Here is a 19,667-nt window from a genome sequence, read left to right on the forward strand (position 1 = left end):
CCGCCGGCACCATTAACCGCGTTGAAATCGCGAAACCCCTGATCGCGACAAGTGCGGCAGCCTCATTTGACGGTGCTGACCCGTCTCAGGAGCGGGCCAGCTCCCGCTCGCCTTCGGGCCGGTCGACCTCGTCTTCAGGCCGGTCGACCTCGAAGGAGCCGGTGCCCACACTGTGGGGGACGGCCTCGTCGGCTGGTTCGACCGAGACTCGCGGAGTGATGCGGTCCAGCCATTTCGGGAGGTACCAGTTGGCCTTGCCGACAAGGTGCATCAGCGACGGTACGAGCATTGTCCTGAGAACGAAAGCGTCGATGAACACGGCGGCGGCGAGGCCGGTACCGAAGATCTTGATCGGCCGGCCCGGGCTGACCACGAAGCCGAGGAAGACGGCAATCATGATGATGGCGGCGGCGGTGATGATGCCGCCGGTCTCGCCCTGCCCGATGGTCACCGATCGCTTGTTGTCGCGGGTGTGTACCCATTCCTCATGCATGCGACTGACCAGGAACACCTGGTAGTCCATCGACAGGCCGAACAGGATGGCGAACAGCATGACCGGGATCCAGGCGTCGATCGGTCCGCCTGGTCCGGCGCCCATGCTGTCGGAGAGCCAGCCGTACTGGAAGATCGCCACAACCAGACCGAACGAACCGGCCGCTGCCAGCAGGTTCATCACCGCGGCGGTCAGCGGGATGACCAGGCTCCGGAACGCGATGAGCAGCAGGACGAACGACAGGCCGACCACGACCGCGATGAACAGCGGCATCTTCCGGGCGAGCACCGCGGCGAAGTCGACGTTGATCGCCGTGTCACCGTATGTGTAGATGTGGTTGGCCGTGCCGTCGTACAGCGGCGGCAGGGTGGTCGAGCGCAGGTGCCGGACCAGCTCGTAGGTCTTCTCCGACTGCGGTGACGTGGTCGTCTTGAACGTCACGAAGGCGACGTTCTCAGCGAGCGGAACCGTGCCCAGGCTGCCCGGGTCGATGCCCGGGACAGCGGACAGCGTCTTTGCCACGCGCTGCAGGTAGGCCTGGTCCGAGGCGCCCGGGCCGCTCACAACGGCTTCCAGAGCGGAGTTGTAGCCGACGCCGAAATCGGAGGCGATCAGGTCGTAACCGTCGCGGGTCGTGGAGCTCTTCGGGTCGCTGCCCTGATCGCTGGCGCCCAGCTCCATCGAGAAGAACGGCAGCGCGATCGCGACCATGATCGCGCCCGAGACGATCGCGCCGACGGCGGGGCGCCCAGCGACGAACCGCGACCACCGGGCCCAGCCCCCCACCGGACGGTCATCGATGAACTCACCGGCCCGCACCGCCGCCCGCTGCCGGCGGGGCAGCACCTTCAGGCCGAAGATGGCCAGCAATGCGGGCAGCAGCGTCAGCGAGGCAATCATGGTGAAGCCGACCGCGAGCGCGGTCGCCACCGCCATACCGTTGAAGAAGCTCACCCCGAGCGCGATCAGGCCGAGGATGGCGATGCACACGGTCGTACCGGCGAACAGCACCGCCCGGCCGGAGGTGTTGAGCGCGTTCACGATCGAATCCGCGACGGGCATGCCGCGCCGCAGGTTGCGGCGATGCCGCGTGAGGATGAACAGCGCGTAGTCGACGCCGACGCCGATCACCATCAGCTCGGCCAGGTACGGGGTGATGTTGGAGACGTTGATGGCGTGGCTGAGGATGTAGATCACGCCGAGGCCGCTGACGAGCGCGGCCACCGCGCTGGCCAGCGGCAGCACCGTGGCGGCCACGGTGCGGAAGACCAACGCCAGGATGATGAGGGCGGCCGCGAATCCGATGAACACCGACGAGCCCGAGCCGTCGCTCTGCCCGATGCCGGTGAAGGCGTTACCGGTGAACTCGACCTGCAGCGAATCGCTGCGCAGCGTCTTCAGCTGATCAAAAACGTTCTTGAACAGCTCGGCGTCGTAGTAGTCGTTCTCCCAGGTGATGGTGACCAGGGCCGTGGTGGAGCCGCGCGCGGTGTTGAGCAGCTGCGGGTTTCCCGGAGCTGCGACATCGCTCTTCGCGCAGTCGATCGACTCCCACGGCGACGCGATCAGCGCCACGTGGTTGCCTGAAGCGCACACCTCGGCCAGGGCCGGCTTCAGCTTCGCGGGCGGCTGGGTGAGCGTTCCACTCTCGCTCTTGATCACAACCGTGCCCGGGGCGCCGTTCTGATTGTTCAGGCCGGCATCCTCGAGGAGCTTCGCGACGGACGCGGTCTCGGTGTGCGGGAGGCTGAACGTGTCCTTGTACGAGGCCCCGCCCATCGCCCCGGCGATCCCCTGCACCGCGACGATGAAGACAATCCAGCCGGCGACGACGAACCATCGGCGACGGACAGCGAGTTCAGCGATCCGTTTCATCAATTCTCCTGCTCGATGTCGGGTAGCCGGCGAACGTCCTGGCATCAACGATCAAGTCCGAGTCGATCTCAGCTTCTCGCACATACTTCCAGACAGCCGTGGCCTGCGATTTGGGTGGCGCCGGCAGGGGCCCTGTCCGTAGTCGGCCTGCTACTCGGCAGCCGGCACGTCATCCCGAACGGCGGACCTGTGGAGGCTCCGTGCTCGGCACGTGCTCGGCACGGCGACCGCCCGTGTCTGCGAGCTGCAAGCCTGGTGACCCTCCGCGGATGTGTTTCGACGCACCGGGACCAGCGGTGCCTCATGGGGCGGCGTCGCGCAGGGCTGGGGCGAGCTCACGCCATTCACGGTCTGGCAGCACGGTCGGGTCGACGGTGAGGACCTGGACACAGACGTGGTTGGCGCCGGCGTGGAGGTGCTGGCGTACCCGGTCCCGGATTGTCCCGGCGTCGCCGTAGGCGACGATCGCGTCGACCAGCCGGCGGCTCGGGCCGCCGACGAGGTCGTCATCACCGAAGCCCAACCGCCGCATGTTCGCCTCCTGGTGGGGTGCCGCGGAGACGTAGCCGGCGACGTGCGCCGCGGCGACCTGGCGGGCCCGGTCGACATCGGTGTCCAGGACGACGGCCTGCTCGACCCCGAGGAACGCCTCGGGACCCATGATCTCGCGGGCCCGCCGGGTGTGTTCGACGGGCACGAAGTACGGGTGTGCCCCCCATGTCCGTTCGGCCGCCAGCGACAGCATCTTCGGGCCGAGCGCGGCCAGCACCCGGCGCACGGCCGGCCGCGGCGACGGGCTGTGGGCGGGGACGGCGTCCATGGCCGCCAGGTAGGCACCCATGGTCGACACGGCTCGACCCAGGCCCGGTACGGGGTATCCGTCCAGCAGGTGGGTGGTGTCGTCAACCCGGTGTCCCCCGAGGCCGAGAAGGTAGCGTCCCGGGAACGTCTCGCCGAGCGCGCGGGCCGCGCCCGCCAGGGCGATCGGGTCACGGAACGAGATGTTCGCGATGCCGGACGCGACGGTGACCCGCCGGGTGGCCGACAGCAGCAGCCACGCCTGGCTCACCGCGTCCCGACCGAATCCCTCGCCGTACCAGATCGCGCCGTAGCCCAGTTCCTCGATCTCCGCTGCGGCCTCCCGCACCCGGCTGGAGGGCTGGCCGTCGAAGGCGAACGTCCAGACACCGACGTGGCCGAGCGGGTGTCCCAGGTCCTCTGTCACCGTGCTCCTTCGAGCCTCTCATCATCCGGACAGGCTGTCCGGTTCGGTCCGGCTACGATACGGACACGATGTCCGGTTGTCCATGTGGGCACGTGAGAGGAGAAGGCCGGCAGTGGTTGGACGAGCGCCCGCAGAGCGCCCCCCACGCACCGACGCCCGGCGCAACCGGGAGCGCCTGCTCGTGGTCGCCCGCGAGGCGTTCGACGAGGCCGGACCCGACGCGTCTCTTGTCGAGATCGCCCGCCGGGCCGGGGTCGGGCAGGGAACCCTCTACCGGCACTTCCCGACCCGGGCCGCGCTGCTCAGCGCCGTTCTCGCCGACCGGATCGAGACACTTCGCAGACAGGCGGCGGAGCTGTCAGCCGCCCTCTCCACCGACGAGGCGCTGGCGGCCTGGCTGCACCTGTTCCTCGTCCACGCACGTGTCAACCAGGGCCTGGCCGGCGCGTTCATGACCGAGGGACCCGAGACGGCCGCCGACTGCCATCAGACAATCACCGCCGCCGCGGCCGACCTTCTGGGCCGCGCCCAGCGGACGGGGACCGCCCGCCCCGACCTGAGCCCGGATGATCTGATCCAGATCGTCGTCGGCATCGCGCTGGCGACCGCCCGCGACGGCGACGCCGACCAGGCCGACCGGCTACTCACGCTCGTCCTGGACGCCGTCCACCGGACAGGGCCCGTCGCATAGGCCGGGACGCCTCTGATCAGGTTCACGCAGGACGACGGTGCCGGTCCACAGGAGGCCACGAAAAATGCCGGCTGGCCGTGTCGATCCGCGGCGGGGCCGTTCGACCTGGTGGTGAGAGGGTCGAACGGCGACCTCGGGAAAGGGAGATCGATGATGGCGAAGTACATGCTGATCATGCGTGGCACGGACGAGTCCCTCGCGAAGATGATGGACACGCCTTTCGAGGAGATGCTCGAGGTCGTGGGCCGCTTCAACGAGGAGTTGATCCGGGCTGGTGTGCTCGTCGCCGCCGAGGGGCTGGACGACCCGTCCCAGGGCGTGGTGGTCGACTACAGCAGTGAGACGCCGGTGGTCACCGACGGTCCGTACGGCGAGACCAAGGAGCTGTTCGGCGGCTTCTACATCATCGAGGTCGCCTCGAAGGAGGAGGCTGTCGAGTGGGCGAAGCGGATGCCCGCGATCAACGGTTCGAAGTGCGAGATCCGCCGCGTGCCGGGCATCGACGAGTTCCCGCAGGACAACGAGTGGGTCGTCAGGGAGCGGGCGTGGCGCGAGCGGACCGGCCAGCTCTGATGCCCGCGGGCACCGGCGGCCCGCCGAGCGCCGAGCCGGCGCGGCGGGCCGTCGAGGCCGTCTGGCGGATCGAGTCCGCCCGGATCGTCGGCGCACTCGCCCGCTACACCGGCGACTTCGCGCTCGCCGAGGACGTCGCCCAGGAGGCGGTGGCCGAGGCGCTCGTCTCCTGGTCACGGGACGGCGAGCCGGCGAACCCGGTGGGCTGGCTCCTGACGACCGCGCGACGGCGCGCCGTCGACAGTTTCCGCCGCCGGGCGGCGCTCGACGAGCGGTACGCCATGGTCGCCGGGCAGCTCGCCGAGGGTGAGGCCGTCTCGGGCGGCCTGGCCCCGGCGGCCCGGTCGGACGATCTGCCGTGGGACCCCGACCGGATCGACGACGACATCCTGGCGCTGATGTTCGTGGCGTGTCATCCGGTGCTGTCGGCCGAGGCCCGGGTGGCGTTGACCCTGCGAGCGGTCGGCGGATTGTCCAGCGAGGAGATCGCCCGGGCGTTCCTGGTGCCCGTGCCGACGATCCAGGCGCGGATCACGCGGGCGAAGAAGACCCTCGCCGCGGCCCGGGTGGCGTTCGAGCTGCCGCCGGCGGCGGAACGGCGCGGGCGGCTCTCCGACGTCCTGAGTGTGCTTTACGTGATCTTCACCGAGGGTTCGACGGCGACGTCCGGTGACGACCTGCTGCGGCCCGATCTGGCCTACGAGGCGATCCGGCTGGGACGGACGCTGGCCGCGCTGTTGCCCGACGAGCCGGAGGCGCACGGGCTGCTCGCCCTGTGCGAGCTGACGGCCGCGCGCTTCGCGGCGCGCACCGGGCCCGACGGCGAGGCGGTGCTCCTGGAGGACCAGGACCGGCGGCGGTGGGACAGGTCGGCGATCCGCCGCGGCGTGGCCGCGATCGGCCGGGCCGCGTCGCTCGGGCACGGCCTCGGGCCGTACGGCCTGCAGGCGGCGATCGCTGCCTGCCACGCGTCGGCACCCTCGGTGGCGGAGACCGACTGGGAGCGGATCGTGCTCCTCTACGAGGCGCTCGGCCGGGTGGCTCCCTCCCCCGTCGTCGAGCTCAACCGCGCCGTCGCCGTGGCGATGGCGGCCGGGCCGCGGGAGGCGCTGTCCATCGTGGACGATCTCGTCGCCGCCGGCCGGTTGTCGGGCTCGCACCTGCTCCCGAGCGTGCGCGGCGAGCTGCTCTCCCGGCTCGGCCGGACGTCCGAGGCCCGGGCCGAGCTGGAACTCGCCGCGCGGCTGTGCCGCAACGTCCGCGAGCGTTCGGTGCTCCTGCGCAAGGCAGCCGCGCTGGCGTGACGCCCTCGCCGGGTTCAGCGCCGGATCGCCGGGATCACCACCAGGTCGCCGGGATCACCACCGGTCGCGGTGCAGGACGGTCTCCAACGGCTCCCGCGCGGCCGGGCGGAACGTCGTGCCGATGGTGTGGGCGACCGGGATCAGCGCCCCCTGGCTGTACCCGGGCGGGATGCCGAGCAGCTCGGCGACCTCTCGCGAGTAACCGAGGTGCAGCGACGTCCACGCGGTGCCGAGGCCGCGCAGGCGGGCGGCGAGCATGAAGCTCCAGACGGCGGGCAGCAGGGAACCCCAGAACCCGGCCTGGACCTGCGGCGGGATCTGCGTGACGTCACCCTCGAGGCAGGGGATCAGCAGGACGGGAACCCGGTGCATGTTCTCGGCGAGGTAGCGGGCCGAGTCGCTGACCCGGGCCTGCGTCGCCGCGCGCTCGCCCTCGTACCCCGCGGCGGACGCCCCGCCGGCGGCCAGGTAGGCGGTCGCGCCCTTCCGGTAGTACCCGGCGATGCCGGCGCGCAGCTCGGGGTCGGTCACCACGATCCAGTGCCAGCCCTGCCGGTTCGAGCCGCTCGGCGCCTGCAGCGCGATCCGCAGGCACTCCTCGATCAGTTCGGGTGCGACCGGGCGGTCCAGGTCCAGCCGCTTGCGGACGCTGCGGGTCGTGGTCAGCAGTTCCTCTGGGGTCAGCTCAGGTACGGCCACCGGGTCATCCTCCCACTGCCGGCCGCCGGCGGGGGCCGCCACGGGCTCCTCACCCGGCTTCCCGGAATCACCGGACGGGGGCGTGGGACGTCACGCCTTGTAGGCGAGGCCGCCGTAGATGCTGACCGCGGCGTCGGTCAGGTCGGCGGGCACCGCGCCGTCCGGCCGCCAGCGGTGGACGACCTGCAGGCCCGGTTCGAGCAGCTCCAGCCCGTCGAAGAACCGCTCGACCTGCGCGCGGTCACGCAGGTGCATGGGGACACCGCGGCTCAGGTAGGTCTCCTGCACCGCCAGCATCGCCGGGTCGAAGTCGGCCGTCAGATGGGTGAGCGCGACGTAGCTGCCGGACGGCAGGGCGTCGACGAGACGCCGGATGATGCCGTACGGGTCGTCGGAGTCGGGGATGAAGTGGAAGACCGCGATGAGGGAGAGGGCGACCGGCCGGGTGAGGTCGAGGGTCTCCTTCAGCTCCTGGGCGCCGAGGATGTGGTCGATGTCGCGCACGTCGGAGTGCAGGTAGGACGTGCGGCCCTCGGGGGTGCTGGTGAGCAGGGCACGGGCGTGGGCGAGGACGATCGGGTCGTTGTCGGTGTAGACGACCCTGGTCTCCGGCGCGATCTCCTGGGCGACCTCGTGCAGGTTCGGCGAGGTCGGGATGCCCGTGCCGATGTCCAGGAACTGGCGGATGCCCAGCTCACCGGTGAGATGACGGGTCGCCCGGGTCATGAACGTCCGGTTCTGCCGGACGACGATCCGGGAGTTCGGGAAGACGGCGATGGTCTGTTCCGCCGCCTCCCGATCGGCCGGGAAATTGTCCTTTCCGCCGAGGAAATAGTCGTACATCCTCGCCGCGTGCGGGACGTCCGTTCTGAGCTCGACGGGGTCCAGCCGGTCCATCAGGGTCTTCCACTGATGGCCACCTGTCGGATCGTCGGTCATGCCCACCCCTCGGCGTCACTGGTGCCGCCCCCGCCGACAAGCCGATGACCTGCGACGGACGCGGGCGCCAGGGCGGAGCACGGAAGTTCTGTCACCGAATTATGGTGTTTCGTCCGCGGAGCGTCGCAGCGGGCACGAGTGGCGTCCGCCACCGGATCGGCCCGGACACGCTGCCGACCCGGGGCCGCGGACCTCGTGACAGCCGGTGAGATCAGGTGCCGGCTCCGCCGGTCAGGGGCTGATCAGTGGTCGGAAGGCTGCCTGCACCTGGGAGTCGGAGGGGGTGACGGACCTCGTCGGACTGTAGCCGTAGACCAGATACGGGCAGCTGGTCCCGCCGATCTCCACTCTGGTGTCGGCCAGGAGCTGTCCGGTCCGTAACTCGTAAACGCGGACGGGTATCGCCACCCGGTGAAACGTCACGTTCCCGCTGGTGTATCGGCAGGTCTCGACCGCTGCTCCGAGTTCGGACGCGCCGACGCAGAGAACCCGCGTGGCAGTGGCGACGTCATCGGTCTTCCACTCGGCGGGGAGCTTGCTGGTGTATTGCGTGTCGCCGACTGTCAGTGCTCGATTCGGCCCGGCGGGAGCGGCGGAGAACGGTACCGGAGCGGCGCAGTACCTCGGTTGAGCGGAACCCGACGGCCGCAGCAGATTCCGCAGGTTCGCCAGCTCGACCGCCCGCTCGTGGGCGATCCTCGCCTCCTCGATCTTCTGGGCGGCCTGCCGCACCCCCTCCCGGGCCGCGGGCGCGAGCTCGTGGTCGGGGTACTCGTCGAGCAGCTGCTGGTAGCTCGCCCGCGCGTGCTCCCAGTCCGCGGCCGCCAGCAGACGGCTGCCGCAGTCGGCCAGCGCCGCGGGCGCTATCCGCGGGACGGCCCGGCGGGCGCGGTCCAGCTCGCCGCCATCGGACGGCCGCTCGGCGAGCCAGGTGGCGATCCGCACGGTGATGCAGGGATCCTCGGTCGGCAGGCCGTCGAGGAACCGGTCCAGGGCCGCCTCGACCAGGCCCTCGTTGCCGGGCAGCTCCGTGAGCACGGTGGTCAGCTGCTGGAAGCCCTGGTCCAGCGCTTTCGTGTCGCCGGCCAGTCCGGCGTCGAGCGGGCCGACGGCCGTCCGCAGCAGCCCGCACGCCTCGGCCATGCCCTCGCCGTCGGCGCCCGGGGAGACGTCGACCATGCGATGGGCGGGCGACACCCGTCCCACGGCTGATTCCACCCGCGGGCAGTCGCCGGCACGGCGGGCCTGCGCGACGTCCCCCTCGATCCGCGCGACGTCGAACCGGAGAAGACCGAAGGCCAGCAGCACCGGGAGCACGCAGGCGACGGCGATGACCCACTGCCGCCTCGACCGGAACGGTCGGATCCGGCCCCGGTGCGGCCGTCCCCCGGCCAGGTACCAGCCGTGCACGATGACGGCCACCCACCACGCGAGCACGACGAGCCCGAACCACAGCGTCTGCGCGACCGAGGCAAAGATGATCAGTAGCTCGACGGTGATCAGGAGGACGACGACGGCGAGCTGTCCCCGGCCCAGCATCAGGTAGCCGCCGCCGAACAGTGAGGCGTTGGCGACGGCGACGGCCAGCGGGTCGTGGGACCGGGCCGCCGGCTTCGGCGTCGGCTCGCCCTGCGTCATGGGTTGTCCTTCCTGGTCGCCGTCGCGTCAGGCGGGCGGCGCCACGCGGAGGGTCACCGTTCGGTTTCGGAGATCGCCGGCGGCGTCTCCGGTGGGATCGCCGGCGGGCTCGCCGGCGTAGGGGGCGAGGGCGTCGCCGGCCGCGGAGATCGTGAGGGCCGCGGCCGGGACGCCGGCCGCGCGCAGGATCTCCGCGGCGGACGCGGCGCGGGCCAGGCTCAGCGCGGTGTTGTCGGGGAAGGGTCCGCCCGGGCGGACCGGGAGATTGTCGCTGTGGCCTACGACCTCGACGGCGACCCCGGGCGCGGCCGCGAGCCGGGCACCCAGCGCGGTGAGCGCCGCGCGGCCTTCGGGGGTGGGTGTGTCGTGCGTGGCGAACAACGCGTTGCGGAAGACCACGACCGCCTGCCCGCCGGCCCTGGTGATCGTGACGTCCGGGCCGGCGAGGCGCGCGGCCAGGTCCGCCGTCAGATCCCCCGGCCTGGCCGGAGCCGGAGCGGGGGCCGCGGGCGCCGACACGGAGGCCGCGGGCGCCGCGGGGGCTGATGCGGTGGCGGTCGACGCCGCCGGCTCGGCGCGGTCGTGGCCGAGCCACCAGCCGCCACCGAAGGCGAGCGCGACGAGAAGGGCGGCGGCCGCGCCGCCCCGGGCGATGCCGCCGCCGCGGGTGCGCAGCCGTTCCAGGCGGCGCAGACCCGCCGCCGCCCCCGCCAGGTTGCCGTCCAGGGCCAGTGCGGCCCGCCAGTGCCGCTCGGCGTCGTCGAACCGGCCCTGCTGCGCCCGGATCCGGGCGAGCAGGTCGTGCTCCGCGGCAGTGTGTTCGCGCCCGGCGGCCAGCTCCGCGAGCAGGCGCGCGGCGTCCTCGTACCGGCCGGAGCGGGCCAGCACGGCGGCCTGCCCGCGGACGACCTCGCCGACGAGCACGGCCCGGGCGGTGTCACCGGGCCCCGCCGCGGCCGGCGGCGGGCCGGGCTCGGTCACCGGCTCGGCCGGCACGGCCAGATCCGGCGGCCCGGTGCGGCCCAGGGAGCCGATTCCGGCCCGGCGGTGGCGGGTGCCGACGTCACAGGGATCGCCGGACACTGCTCCCCTCCTGCCGCTCTGGCGTGCCCTCGGACGGAAGCAGGTCGAACAGCTGCCGGTTCACCGTGCGCAGCCGCTCGATGTCGTTGCTGTCGACGGCGCGCCGGCCCTCCGCGATCAGGCGGGCGGCCAGAGCCTGGTCGCGCAGCTCGGGCCGTTGTTCGACGAGCTGGGAGAAGTGGGCCATCACGACGGCGCCCGTCTTGCGGTCGACCACCATCGCCAGGTGACCGGTCAGCTCGTCGACGAGGGTGCGCAGGTGCGCGGCGTCGCGACCGGCCAGTGCCCGGCGGACGTCGGCGGCGAGGACCTCGTACCGGCGCCGGTCCTGGGCGTCGCCGTACTCGTCGATGATGCCCGGCGCGTCGCGCAGCACCCGGTTCGCCCACTCGACCAGCGAGGGCCACTCCAGTGCCTCCTCGACGGCGTCGAGCTTGGCCCGCAGGTCGAGCATCCGCTTGCCGGCGGTGCCCGCCGCGTCCGCGTCCCCGTGTTCGGTGGAGGACACGTCGTTCTCGAGCTGGCCGAGCGCCCGCTCGTCCTCCAGCTCGCCGAGCAGGGCGAGCGCGGCCGGGTCGGACGTCCGCTCCGCGTCGGCGCGCAGGGCGTCGTACCGCTCCTGCTCGGCTGTCAGGTCCCGGCGCAGCTTGACCGGGTCGGCGGCGGTCTCGGTGGTCAGGTCGTGGAACGCCTCGAACTCCTCGTCGAGAATCGGTACGTAGGCCTTGGTGGTGACCAGCCGGGAGGCGTCGATCTGGATCTCCACCTCGATCTCGCTGTTCTTCGGGATGTCCCGGGCCACCTGGTCGGCGAGGATCTCCAACGCGCCGACCTGCCGGTTGCGGTCGGCCCGGGGGTGCTCCCCCTCCAGGATCGGGATCCGCAGCAGGCCGCCGGACTGGCCGCGGGTGAGCCGCACGGTGCTGCGCAGGATCTCGCGGGCCCTGGCGGGAATCCGGGTGCCCTTCTCCAGCAGCCAGGCGACCTCGTTGCCGGCCAGCGCCACCCCGATCGAGTGGGTGAGGGTGGCGGCGGGGGCGACCACGCCGAGGGTGTAGGTCAGCTCCGCGGGCTGGATCCGCTCGCGGGTGCCCGTCGGGTCCTCCAGGACGATCTCGTAGGTGTTGCGCAGCCCGGGCTCGGCCCGCAGCGTGGTGATGAACGAGCCGGCCGCCGGCAGGATGATCTGCCCGCTGCGCCACAGCGGGCGGGCCTGCCCGTTGACGAACTCGACGGTGAACCCCTCCAGGTTCCGGTCCGCCGGGCCCTGCACCACCCCGCCGACCACCGGCTCCGGGTCGGCGCCGATCGGCTTGTACTCGAGGTCCACGGTGTAGGAGACGTCGGCGCGCACCGGTTCCGCCGGCAGCCGCTGAGTCCCGGCGAAGATCGCCGCGCCGCGGGCCACGACGGTCATCGGGTCCTGACTGACGTCCAGCTCGATGCCGAGGCCCTCGCGCAGCCGTCGCCGCAGATGGGGCATGAGGGTGGGCCCGCCGACGAGCAGTACCCGGTCGATCTTCTCCGGCGCGAGCTGGCTCTCCCGGAGCGCGGCCTGGCAGATGTTGATCGCGCGGGCGACGAAGGGCTCGGTCAGCTTGTCGACGTCAGCGGCGAACAGCTCGTGGACGAACTCCACCGGGTTGCCCCGGGGGTCGGTGCACAACGGGGGGTCGCTGATGTCGATGAGCGCCGAGTCAGCGGAGGACAGCTCGATCTTGGCGTTCTCGGCGGCGGCCTTCAGCTTCGCGATCGCCTGCGCCCAGGTGGGCTCGCCCCGTCCGAAGCCGGGCAGGGAGTACTGCCGGAGCAGCGCGGGCATCAGCAGCTCCTCGACGATCGCCCAGTCGATGAGCTTCCCGCCGAGGAAGTTGTCACCGCGGTGGTTGACGATGTCGAACTCGCCGTCCCGGATGTGCACGACCGAGGCGTCGAAGGTTCCGCCGCCCAGGTCGAAGACCAGCCGGTAGATGTTGTCCTCGTCGCGCTGGAAGCTGTAGGCGAGGGCGGCCGCGGTCGGTTCCTGGAGCAGCGGAGACAGTCCGAGGCCGGCGGCCTCGGCGGCCCGCCGGGTGGCGTCGGTCTGGTTCAGCTCGAAAGCGGCCGGGACGGTGATGACCGCGGCGCGGATATCCTCCCCGAGCTGCCTGTTGACGTTCGCCTTGAGTGCCCGTAGCACGTGCGCGGACAGTTCCTCCGGGCTCATCGAAAGGCCACTGTTGGCGAATGTCGTCGCCTGGTCACGTAGCCCCATCTTGAGCTTGAACTCGGCGGCGGCGTTCGCCGGATCGGATTCGACCCGTTCCCGGGCGCGTTCACCGACGTGGATCCGGCCGTTGCGGTCGGCGTAGACCGCGGACGGGGTCGTGTCGTGCTGGAACGCGTTCTTGACGATGCGGGCCTCGGTGCCGTCCAGGACCGCGATCGCACTGTTGGTGGTGCCAAGGTCGATACCGAAGTCCATCGTCGATCGCGCCATCGTTCCTCCTGCTGCCCGGTGGGGCGGGTCGCGCGGTGCCGGTGTCAGGGGCCCACGAGCGGGCCGGGCGGATGCGGGTCGGATCAGCCGTCCTCGTCCCGGGTCACGGGGACGCCGACGACGACCTCGCCGGTCTGGACGCGCAGTCCGTGCAGGTAGACGCTCGGCCGCAGGGTCTCCAGGACGGTCTCGTCGGTCAGGCCCTCGGTCTGCTGGAACTCCAGGACCTGCAGATCGAGACCGGAGTCGTACCGGGTGTGGTCGTGCTCCTGAATCTCGACGCCGGCCGCGGCGAGGGTGCTCCAGAGCGATTCGAACTGGCGCCGCGCCCGGCGGAGATCCGCCGCCCCGCCGCCGTCGCGCGCGCCGGGGCTCGGCGCCGGGCCGGAAAGGCGGCGGCGCAGTCGCCACAGCCCGGTCGCGAGCTCGGCCACCGCCGGCTGGGCCAGCGTCCCCGCCGGAGCCGGGTTCACCGGCTGATCGTCGGGCGCCGGGACGGGCTCGGATCTCGCGACGGCTCGCAGCAGTGCCGCGGCCCATTCCTCGGGCGTCGCGGGCCGGGCGATGCGGAACTCACGGGGATGGCGCCACTGGCGCGGGATCTCAAGCACCGCCGACTCCCAGCGGCCGTTCCCCGTTCCGCCATCCCTTTTCGCGTAGTTCCACGATCGGTGGGAACAAGTCGATGTGTTCTCGTTGTCTTCGCCCGGCGGAACCGACGACGACATTCAGATCCACGATGAGCGCGAAGAACGCGACCAGCACGGCCAGGAAGATGTATCCGCCGCCGGCGCTGGTGAACAGCATGGTGGGCAGGCTGATCGCGACCACGAAGTACAGCGCGCACCGCAGCGCGGCCAGCCAGCCCCGGCCCCTCTCACCACGCTGACAGGACCGGCAACGCGGCACGGTGACCTCCACCTTGTTCCAACGCAGCTCGCGCACAGCCCGGACCACGTCGCCGTGCATCCATCTCGTGATCGCCGCACCGGGGTCGGCCGGCTTCTCATGACAGATCCAGCAGGTCAGGCGTACGGAGGCCTTGTCGAGAATTTCCCGGTTCTCGGCCAGCCGGCCGCGGACGGCCTCGGACGCCGCCGCCCGCTCGGCCCGGGTGATCACCTCGATCATCCGCGGGTGGTCGCGGGCCGCGGAGGCGTCCGAGGTGTCCCGGGCCTGGTCGAAGAGGAGCAGGCAGCGCAGCGCGTCGAGGGCGACCTTGTCGTGCGTGCGCACCCGCGTCGAATCGTCGGGCGCCAGCATCCGGTCAAGCCGCGCCAGCGGCCCCGCGGAGTGGTCGAGGATGTGCGCGGCCTGGTCCAGGCCCGCCGCCCGGGTGTCGGTGGCGAGCCGGACGGCCTCCTCGCACAGCTCACCGACCTGGTCGGCCCAGGGTTCGCCGGCGGCACGCAGGGCGGTGCCGAGTGCCTCGCGGGCGCCGTCCCCGAGCTGGGCGGCCCGCATCGCCGTCAACTGCCGTTCGGCCCGGTCGTCGTCTCCGTCCCCGATGGCGGCGACAACGATCTCGGCACCGATGGACAGCAGCGCGCCCGGCAGCGCCGCGCGGATCCTCCGCGCGAGGCCCACGTCGAGCCGGGCGTCGGCGGTACGCCTGATGCGCGCCACCAGGCTGTCCCAGACCCGGTCGTCATGCAGGACGTGGCCCCAGCGGCGATAGACCGACACCCAGTCGGGCTGTTCGCCCTCGGCGCCCATCTCGACCTCGAGGGCCCGCAGGTGCTCGAGCACCGCGATGTTGTGAACCGCGCTCGCGGCGTCCCCGGCCGCGACCGGCTCGCTGGGCGCGACCGGCTCGCTGGGCGCAGCCGGCTCGCTGGGCGCAGCCGGCTCGCTGGGCGCAGCCGGCTCGCTGGGCGCAGCCGGCTCCCCGGACGTATCCGCGTCGCCGGGTGTATCCGCGTCACCGGGCGCGGCGCCCGTGCCGGAGACGGCCGCCGCGGTCCAGTGCCGGAGCGCGCCGTCCGGGTCGCCCGCGGCCAGGGCTGCGATCCCCTCGTCCCGCGCGGCGCCGGACTCGGCCGGCCAGAACCAGAAGAACTCGTCGACCAGCCGCTGACGCGGGTCACCCAGCCGGTCGAGAGCGGCCCGGACATCCCCGGCGGACGGAGCCGGCCGCAGCGGCAGGATGTCCGAGGTCGGTATCTGCCCGCCGGTCTTCTCGATCACGGCGAGCATGTCGGCCTTCCGCCGGATGTCCCGTCCGGTGGACGAGAGCGGCAGGCCTGTCACCCGGAAGGCGTTCTGCCGGTAGATCCGCGCGGACACCCGCGGCAGGGCGTCGGCGTCGCTGTCCTGGGCCGTCACATCGTCACCCCCTTGCGCCACAGCCGGATCCGTGACGCGTACTGGTCACGCAGCCCGGGCCACTTGTTGCATGCCTCCTCCATCAGGTCGGCGGCCCGGTCGTACTGGCCGCCGGTGGCGACGGTGACCGCCTGGCGGGCCATCCGCACGGCCGCGGCCTCGTCCGCGGGGGACGACCGGCCGAGCGCGTTCTTGCCCGCGGCGATCTCCCCGGCCGGCCCGGGTTCCCGCTCGGGCGGGCTCGGCGGCACGGACCTACCTGGCTCCCACGCCTCCAGGTCGGCGAGCATCTCGACGGCCGACGGATAGCGTTTCGCCGGGGCGTAGGACAGCGCCCGGGCGACGATTCCGTCCAGTGCTTCGTCCACGGAGTACCGGATCTCGCTGGGCGGTACGAGCGTGCCCGTGTTCCAGGCGGCGGTGATCGGGTCGCCGCCTGAGCGCTGCGGGTAGGGCAGCCGGTCGGTCAGCAGCAGGTAGAGCACCGCGCCCAGCGCCCAGACATCGCCCGGAACCGACGCGAGATGCGGGTGGAGCAGGGTCTCCGGCGCCATGAAGGCGATGGTTCCCTGGGAGCTCGCCAGCAGGGTCAGGGCACTGACCTTCCTGGCGAGACCGAAATCGCTGATCCGCACCTGCAGACCGGCCCCGCTGTAGCCGACCAGAATGTTCTGCGGAGTGATGTCACGGTGGACGATCGGCGGGGACTCCCGATGCGCGACCGCCAGGCCGCGCGTTATCTGCCGCAGGATGTCCACCACGGTCGGGATGGGGACGAACGTGGTGCCGTACGACGACCAGAAACTGTGCAGGGTTCCACCGGCCACGTATTCCATGGTGAAGTACGCGTACACCCCACCGGCCGTCTCGACGGTGTTCGCCTCGAACACACGGATGACGTTGGGGTGCCCCATGCCGGACAGCAGCATAGCCTCGCCGAGTGCGTCGCGCACCTGTTCCGCGGACATTCCCACCTGACGGAAGACCTTCATCGCCTGCCGGCCAAGATAGCGGTGCTCGACCCGGTAGACCTCGGCAAAAGCCCCCTCGCCCAGCAGCCGGTCGACCTTGTAGGTATCCCGGACTACCTGCCCCTCGCGTAACAGGACCATAGGTGAGACCTCCGGCAGCCCAACTCCAGGTTTTTGTTCTCGCGAGCCGGCTCCGGCCGCCGGATCAGAACCTAGGCGAAAGACATCCAGCCGGGTAGTTGAGCGCTACACCCCGGCGCCTGGTCGCCGGGACCTCCGGACGTCCCGCTCGGTGATCAGGCGGTTGAGGATCATCCAGCGGGCCAGGTCCTCCCAGTCGGCCAGGCCGGGCTCGTCGCGGTCACTCAGCTCGCGGCGGACGTCCGAGATGACGTTGCGCACGTAGTTCGGGCCGCGGCCCAGCCGCTCGCCGATCTCCTTGTAGGTGGCCGGCCGGGCGTCGGACCCGGACTTCGTCAGCAGTGGCCGGCACAGCTCGATGATGATGTCGAGCTGTGCGGGGCTGAGCTGGACCGGCTGGCTGATGGTCGCCCTGCTCTCGGAGAGCGTCGTATGGCCGAGCGACTGCCGGTCATGGGTGACGGCGGAGGCGTCGACCTGCACGGTGACGGTCGCTCCGCCGCGGCGGGCCGCGACGATGCCGAACCTGGGGAACGGCAGCGAGGTCATCGCCGCCCCGGGCTCGACGATTCTGTCCTCGCCGGCGGGCGGGCGCAGGCAGAACGGCTTCGACTGCGACTTGTTGTACACCAGGACGCAGTCGTCCAGAACCCGCAACGAGGCCATGTGCCGCGACAGGTAGGTGTCGTCGGGAAGCTTGATGGCACAGGCGCTGCTGCGCCCGACGGTGATCTCCTCATCGCGGGCGACGTGCCACCGCCGCCCGCAGTACTCCAGCACGACGACCGGGCCCGGCGAGCGGCCCGTACCGTGGTTGCCCACCCACAGCCCCTTTTTCTACGCTGCCTGTCACAGATGAATGTGGGGACAATCAATCGGCCGGCCATGCGCCCGGACAGTGCCGACCGACATGATCTTCCGAGCCGGGCCCATTTTAGGGCGGATTCGCGGCGGTGACCAGATCAGGACCGGGTGGCGCCCTCGTTCCCACCCACCATCACCAGGAATCCGCAACGCCGCAGGTCGGCGGCGTTCCTGGCAGCCCGGAGCCTCCGGGCGCGGGAAACCCGACAGAGGCTGACGACGACCAACGACCGCCATCACCGGCACCGAGCCGCGTGAAGCCGACATACGCCGGGATTGGCAGGAGGGGCCACCGGGCCGAGACGCCGGAGCGGGGCGATCCGTAGTGGTCCGGGATCCCGGGGCAATCGTTAAGCTGGTTTCATCGTGATGATCCAGATCGTGATGACACTAACCGTGATGACACAGGTCGTGGTGACACAGACCGTGATGATGCGGCGGTCAGCAGGTCGGCCGGGCCGCCGGGACTGCTGATGATCGTCGACCGGGCGCGGGTGGCCGCGGTGGTGCCGAACTACGTCCTCGGTGAGCAGTTGGGCGCGGGCGCGTTCGGGCTGGTACTGAGGGCGGAGCACCGGCGGATGCGCCGACCGGCGGCGATCAAGGTCATGCCGGCGCAGACGGCCGAGGGTGAGCGGATCGACTTCGCCGCCGAGGCGCGGCTGCTGGGCGGGCTCGATCATCCACATGTGGTCCGGGTCTACGACTACATCGAGGCCGACGACCTGTGCCTGGTGGTGATGGAGCTGCTCGCCGGTGGCACGCTGACCCGGCAGCGCGCCGGGATGAGGCCGGAACAGGCGTGCGCGGTGGGCCTGGCGGTGTCCGCGGCGCTGAGCCATGCCCACGCCCGCAACGTGCTGCACCGCGACGTCAAGGCCGACAACATCCTGTTCGCCGCGGACGGGACCGTGAAGGTCGGCGACTTCGGCATCGCGAAGCTGTTCGAGGGGTCGGCGACGACCGCCAGCAAGGTGGCCGGCACGCCGGTCTACATGGCGCCCGAGCAGATCGAGGGCGGCCGGCTGGTCCCGGCTACCGATCTCTACGCGCTGGGCATCGTGCTCTACCGGCTCCTGACCGGCCGGCCGCCGTTCGACCCGAAGCTGCCGCTGCACATTCTGTGGCGCCGGCAGCTGACCGAGCCCGCCCCACCCATGGAGGGGGTGGCCGCCCCGGTCGCCGAGGTGGTGCTGCATGCGTTGGAGAAGAACCCGGCCGCCCGCCAGTCGGACGCCACCGCCTTCGCGTTGGCGCTCGCACGTGCCACCGCCGCGGCCTTCGGCGCGGGCTGGATCGCCCGGGCCGGCCTGCCGTTGCATCTCGACGACGTCGTCCGCCGCATTGCCGAGGGGCTGCCGGCCGCCGAGCCGCCGGTCGGCCGCACCCCCGATGCCCCCGAGTCGACGACCGTCCGCATGGAGGCGTCGACCGTCCGCACGCGGCCCGCGACCGGCCCCGGCGGGCCGAGGGCCGTTCTCGATGACGGCGGCGCGCAGCAGCGGCCGGAGAGCAGGCGGCCGGGCGGCCCCGAATCCGCAGCGGAGGTGTTCGCCCGGCTTCGGCGGACCCACGGCCCCGAGCATCCCGACACACTGGAGGCCGCCAACGCCCTCGCCGTGCGGCTGAGCGCGCGCGGTGACCATCGGGCCGCCCGCGGGCTCGACGAGGACACCCTCGCCCGGCGCCGCCGCGCCCTGGGGCCCGACCACCCCGACACCCTCACCTCGGCCCACAACCTCGCCGTCGACCTCGTCGAGCTCGGCGAGCGGCCCGCGGCCCGCGACCTGTACGAGGACACCCTCGCCCGGCGCCGCCGCGCGCTGGGACCCGACCACCCGGACACCCTCGACTCGGCGACCGACCTCGGCATCCTGCTCAACGCGCTGGGCGACCACGAGAGCGCCCGCCACCTCGGCGAGGACACCCTGGTCCGGCGCCGCCGCACGCTGGGACCCGACCACCCCGACACCCTCAACTCGGCGTACAACCTGGCCGTGCGGCTGAGCGCGCTCGGTGACCACCGGGCCGCCCGCGATCTCGGCGAGGACACCTTCGCCCGGCGCCGCCGCGTCCTGGGGCCCGACCACCCCGACACCCTCACCTCCGCCTACAACCTTGCCGTCTACCTGGGCAAACTCGGTCGGTACCGGGAGGCTCGCGCTCTCGGTGAGCAGGTCCGGGCCGGCCGCCGCCGGATCCTCGGCGCCGACCATCCCGACGCCCTCGCCGTCGAGGAGGCGCTGCAGTGGTGGACCCACCAGGATTCGGCCGGCGCGTAGTGCCCGGGGCCGCGCCGTCCGGCCGGCCTGCCATCGGGCGAGCGCCGTCCCGGCCCCACCGTCCGATCGCTGATGTCACGACAGA

The 19,667-nt window shown here is 71.8% G+C and carries 15 protein-coding genes; 4 read left to right on the plus strand and 11 right to left on the minus strand.

The window, feature by feature from the left end; genetic code table 11:
• Positions 1-85 precede the first annotated feature (85 nt).
• Both E0504_RS04450 and E0504_RS04460 read right to left on the minus strand, forming a co-directional pair.
• Positions 86-2,368 (minus strand): MMPL family transporter, encoded by a 2,283-nt coding sequence (locus tag E0504_RS04450; protein ID WP_131622105.1) that lies wholly within the window; start codon positions 2,366-2,368, stop codon positions 86-88.
• Between the two features lie 301 nt (positions 2,369-2,669).
• Positions 2,670-3,593: a TIGR03620 family F420-dependent LLM class oxidoreductase gene (locus tag E0504_RS04460; protein ID WP_131622109.1), complete on the minus strand. Its 924-nt coding sequence runs from the start codon at positions 3,591-3,593 to the stop codon at positions 2,670-2,672.
• Between the two features lie 82 nt (positions 3,594-3,675).
• Here E0504_RS04460 and E0504_RS04465 point away from each other — a divergent pair, with 82 nt between their 5' ends.
• The 3 genes from E0504_RS04465 to E0504_RS04475 all read left to right on the plus strand — a co-directional run bounded on the left by E0504_RS04465 (position 3,676) and on the right by E0504_RS04475 (position 6,161).
• Positions 3,676-4,284 (plus strand): TetR/AcrR family transcriptional regulator, encoded by a 609-nt coding sequence (locus tag E0504_RS04465; protein ID WP_112107228.1) that lies wholly within the window; start codon positions 3,676-3,678, stop codon positions 4,282-4,284.
• 153 nt (positions 4,285-4,437) lie between these two features.
• Entirely contained in the window at positions 4,438-4,857 is a 420-nt protein-coding gene (locus E0504_RS04470) for a YciI family protein (RefSeq protein WP_071062959.1), read from the plus strand.
• On the plus strand, positions 4,857-6,161 hold the full coding sequence (locus E0504_RS04475) for an RNA polymerase sigma factor (protein ID WP_200835342.1): 1,305 nt from the start codon (positions 4,857-4,859) through the stop codon (positions 6,159-6,161). Before E0504_RS04470 ends, E0504_RS04475 begins: the two co-directional genes overlap by 1 nt.
• A gap of 54 nt (positions 6,162-6,215) precedes the next feature.
• Here the strand turns inward: E0504_RS04475 and E0504_RS04480 are convergent, their stop codons facing one another.
• The 9 genes from E0504_RS04480 to E0504_RS04520 form a co-directional block, all read right to left on the minus strand.
• Complete coding sequence (locus E0504_RS04480) at positions 6,216-6,860, minus strand: nitroreductase family protein (protein WP_112107254.1); 645 nt, start codon at positions 6,858-6,860, stop codon at positions 6,216-6,218.
• Positions 6,861-6,950: 90 nt separating this feature from the next.
• Positions 6,951-7,799 (minus strand): SAM-dependent methyltransferase, encoded by an 849-nt coding sequence (locus E0504_RS04485; RefSeq protein WP_131622111.1) that lies wholly within the window; start codon positions 7,797-7,799, stop codon positions 6,951-6,953.
• A 231-nt stretch (positions 7,800-8,030) separates the two neighbouring features.
• On the minus strand, positions 8,031-9,437 hold the full coding sequence (locus tag E0504_RS04490) for a tol-pal system YbgF family protein (RefSeq protein ID WP_112107222.1): 1,407 nt from the start codon (positions 9,435-9,437) through the stop codon (positions 8,031-8,033).
• A gap of 27 nt (positions 9,438-9,464) precedes the next feature.
• Complete coding sequence (locus E0504_RS04495; protein WP_131622113.1) at positions 9,465-10,520, minus strand: OmpA family protein; 1,056 nt, start codon at positions 10,518-10,520, stop codon at positions 9,465-9,467.
• Positions 10,501-12,999 (minus strand): Hsp70 family protein, encoded by a 2,499-nt coding sequence (locus E0504_RS04500; RefSeq protein WP_131622115.1) that lies wholly within the window; start codon positions 12,997-12,999, stop codon positions 10,501-10,503. The genes E0504_RS04495 and E0504_RS04500 overlap by 20 nt, the downstream gene beginning before the upstream one ends.
• 83 nt (positions 13,000-13,082) lie before the next feature.
• Positions 13,083-13,610, minus strand: coding sequence for a hypothetical protein (locus E0504_RS04505; protein WP_071062949.1), 528 nt, complete (start codon positions 13,608-13,610; stop codon positions 13,083-13,085).
• Positions 13,603-15,345, minus strand: coding sequence for a hypothetical protein (locus E0504_RS04510; RefSeq protein WP_243657410.1), 1,743 nt, complete (start codon positions 15,343-15,345; stop codon positions 13,603-13,605). The genes E0504_RS04505 and E0504_RS04510 overlap by 8 nt, the downstream gene beginning before the upstream one ends.
• Entirely contained in the window at positions 15,321-16,436 is a 1,116-nt protein-coding gene (locus E0504_RS04515) for a serine/threonine-protein kinase (RefSeq protein ID WP_071062945.1), read from the minus strand. The genes E0504_RS04510 and E0504_RS04515 overlap by 25 nt, the downstream gene beginning before the upstream one ends.
• Positions 16,437-16,541: 105 nt before the next feature.
• Positions 16,542-17,258, minus strand: coding sequence for a hypothetical protein (locus E0504_RS04520; RefSeq protein ID WP_071062943.1), 717 nt, complete (start codon positions 17,256-17,258; stop codon positions 16,542-16,544).
• Between the two features lie 515 nt (positions 17,259-17,773).
• Between E0504_RS04520 and E0504_RS04525 the strand changes: the two genes are divergently transcribed.
• Complete coding sequence (locus E0504_RS04525; protein WP_112107211.1) at positions 17,774-19,582, plus strand: serine/threonine-protein kinase; 1,809 nt, start codon at positions 17,774-17,776, stop codon at positions 19,580-19,582.
• Positions 19,583-19,667: the final 85 nt, after the last annotated feature.

It is taken from the genome of Parafrankia sp. BMG5.11 (assembly GCF_004337455.1).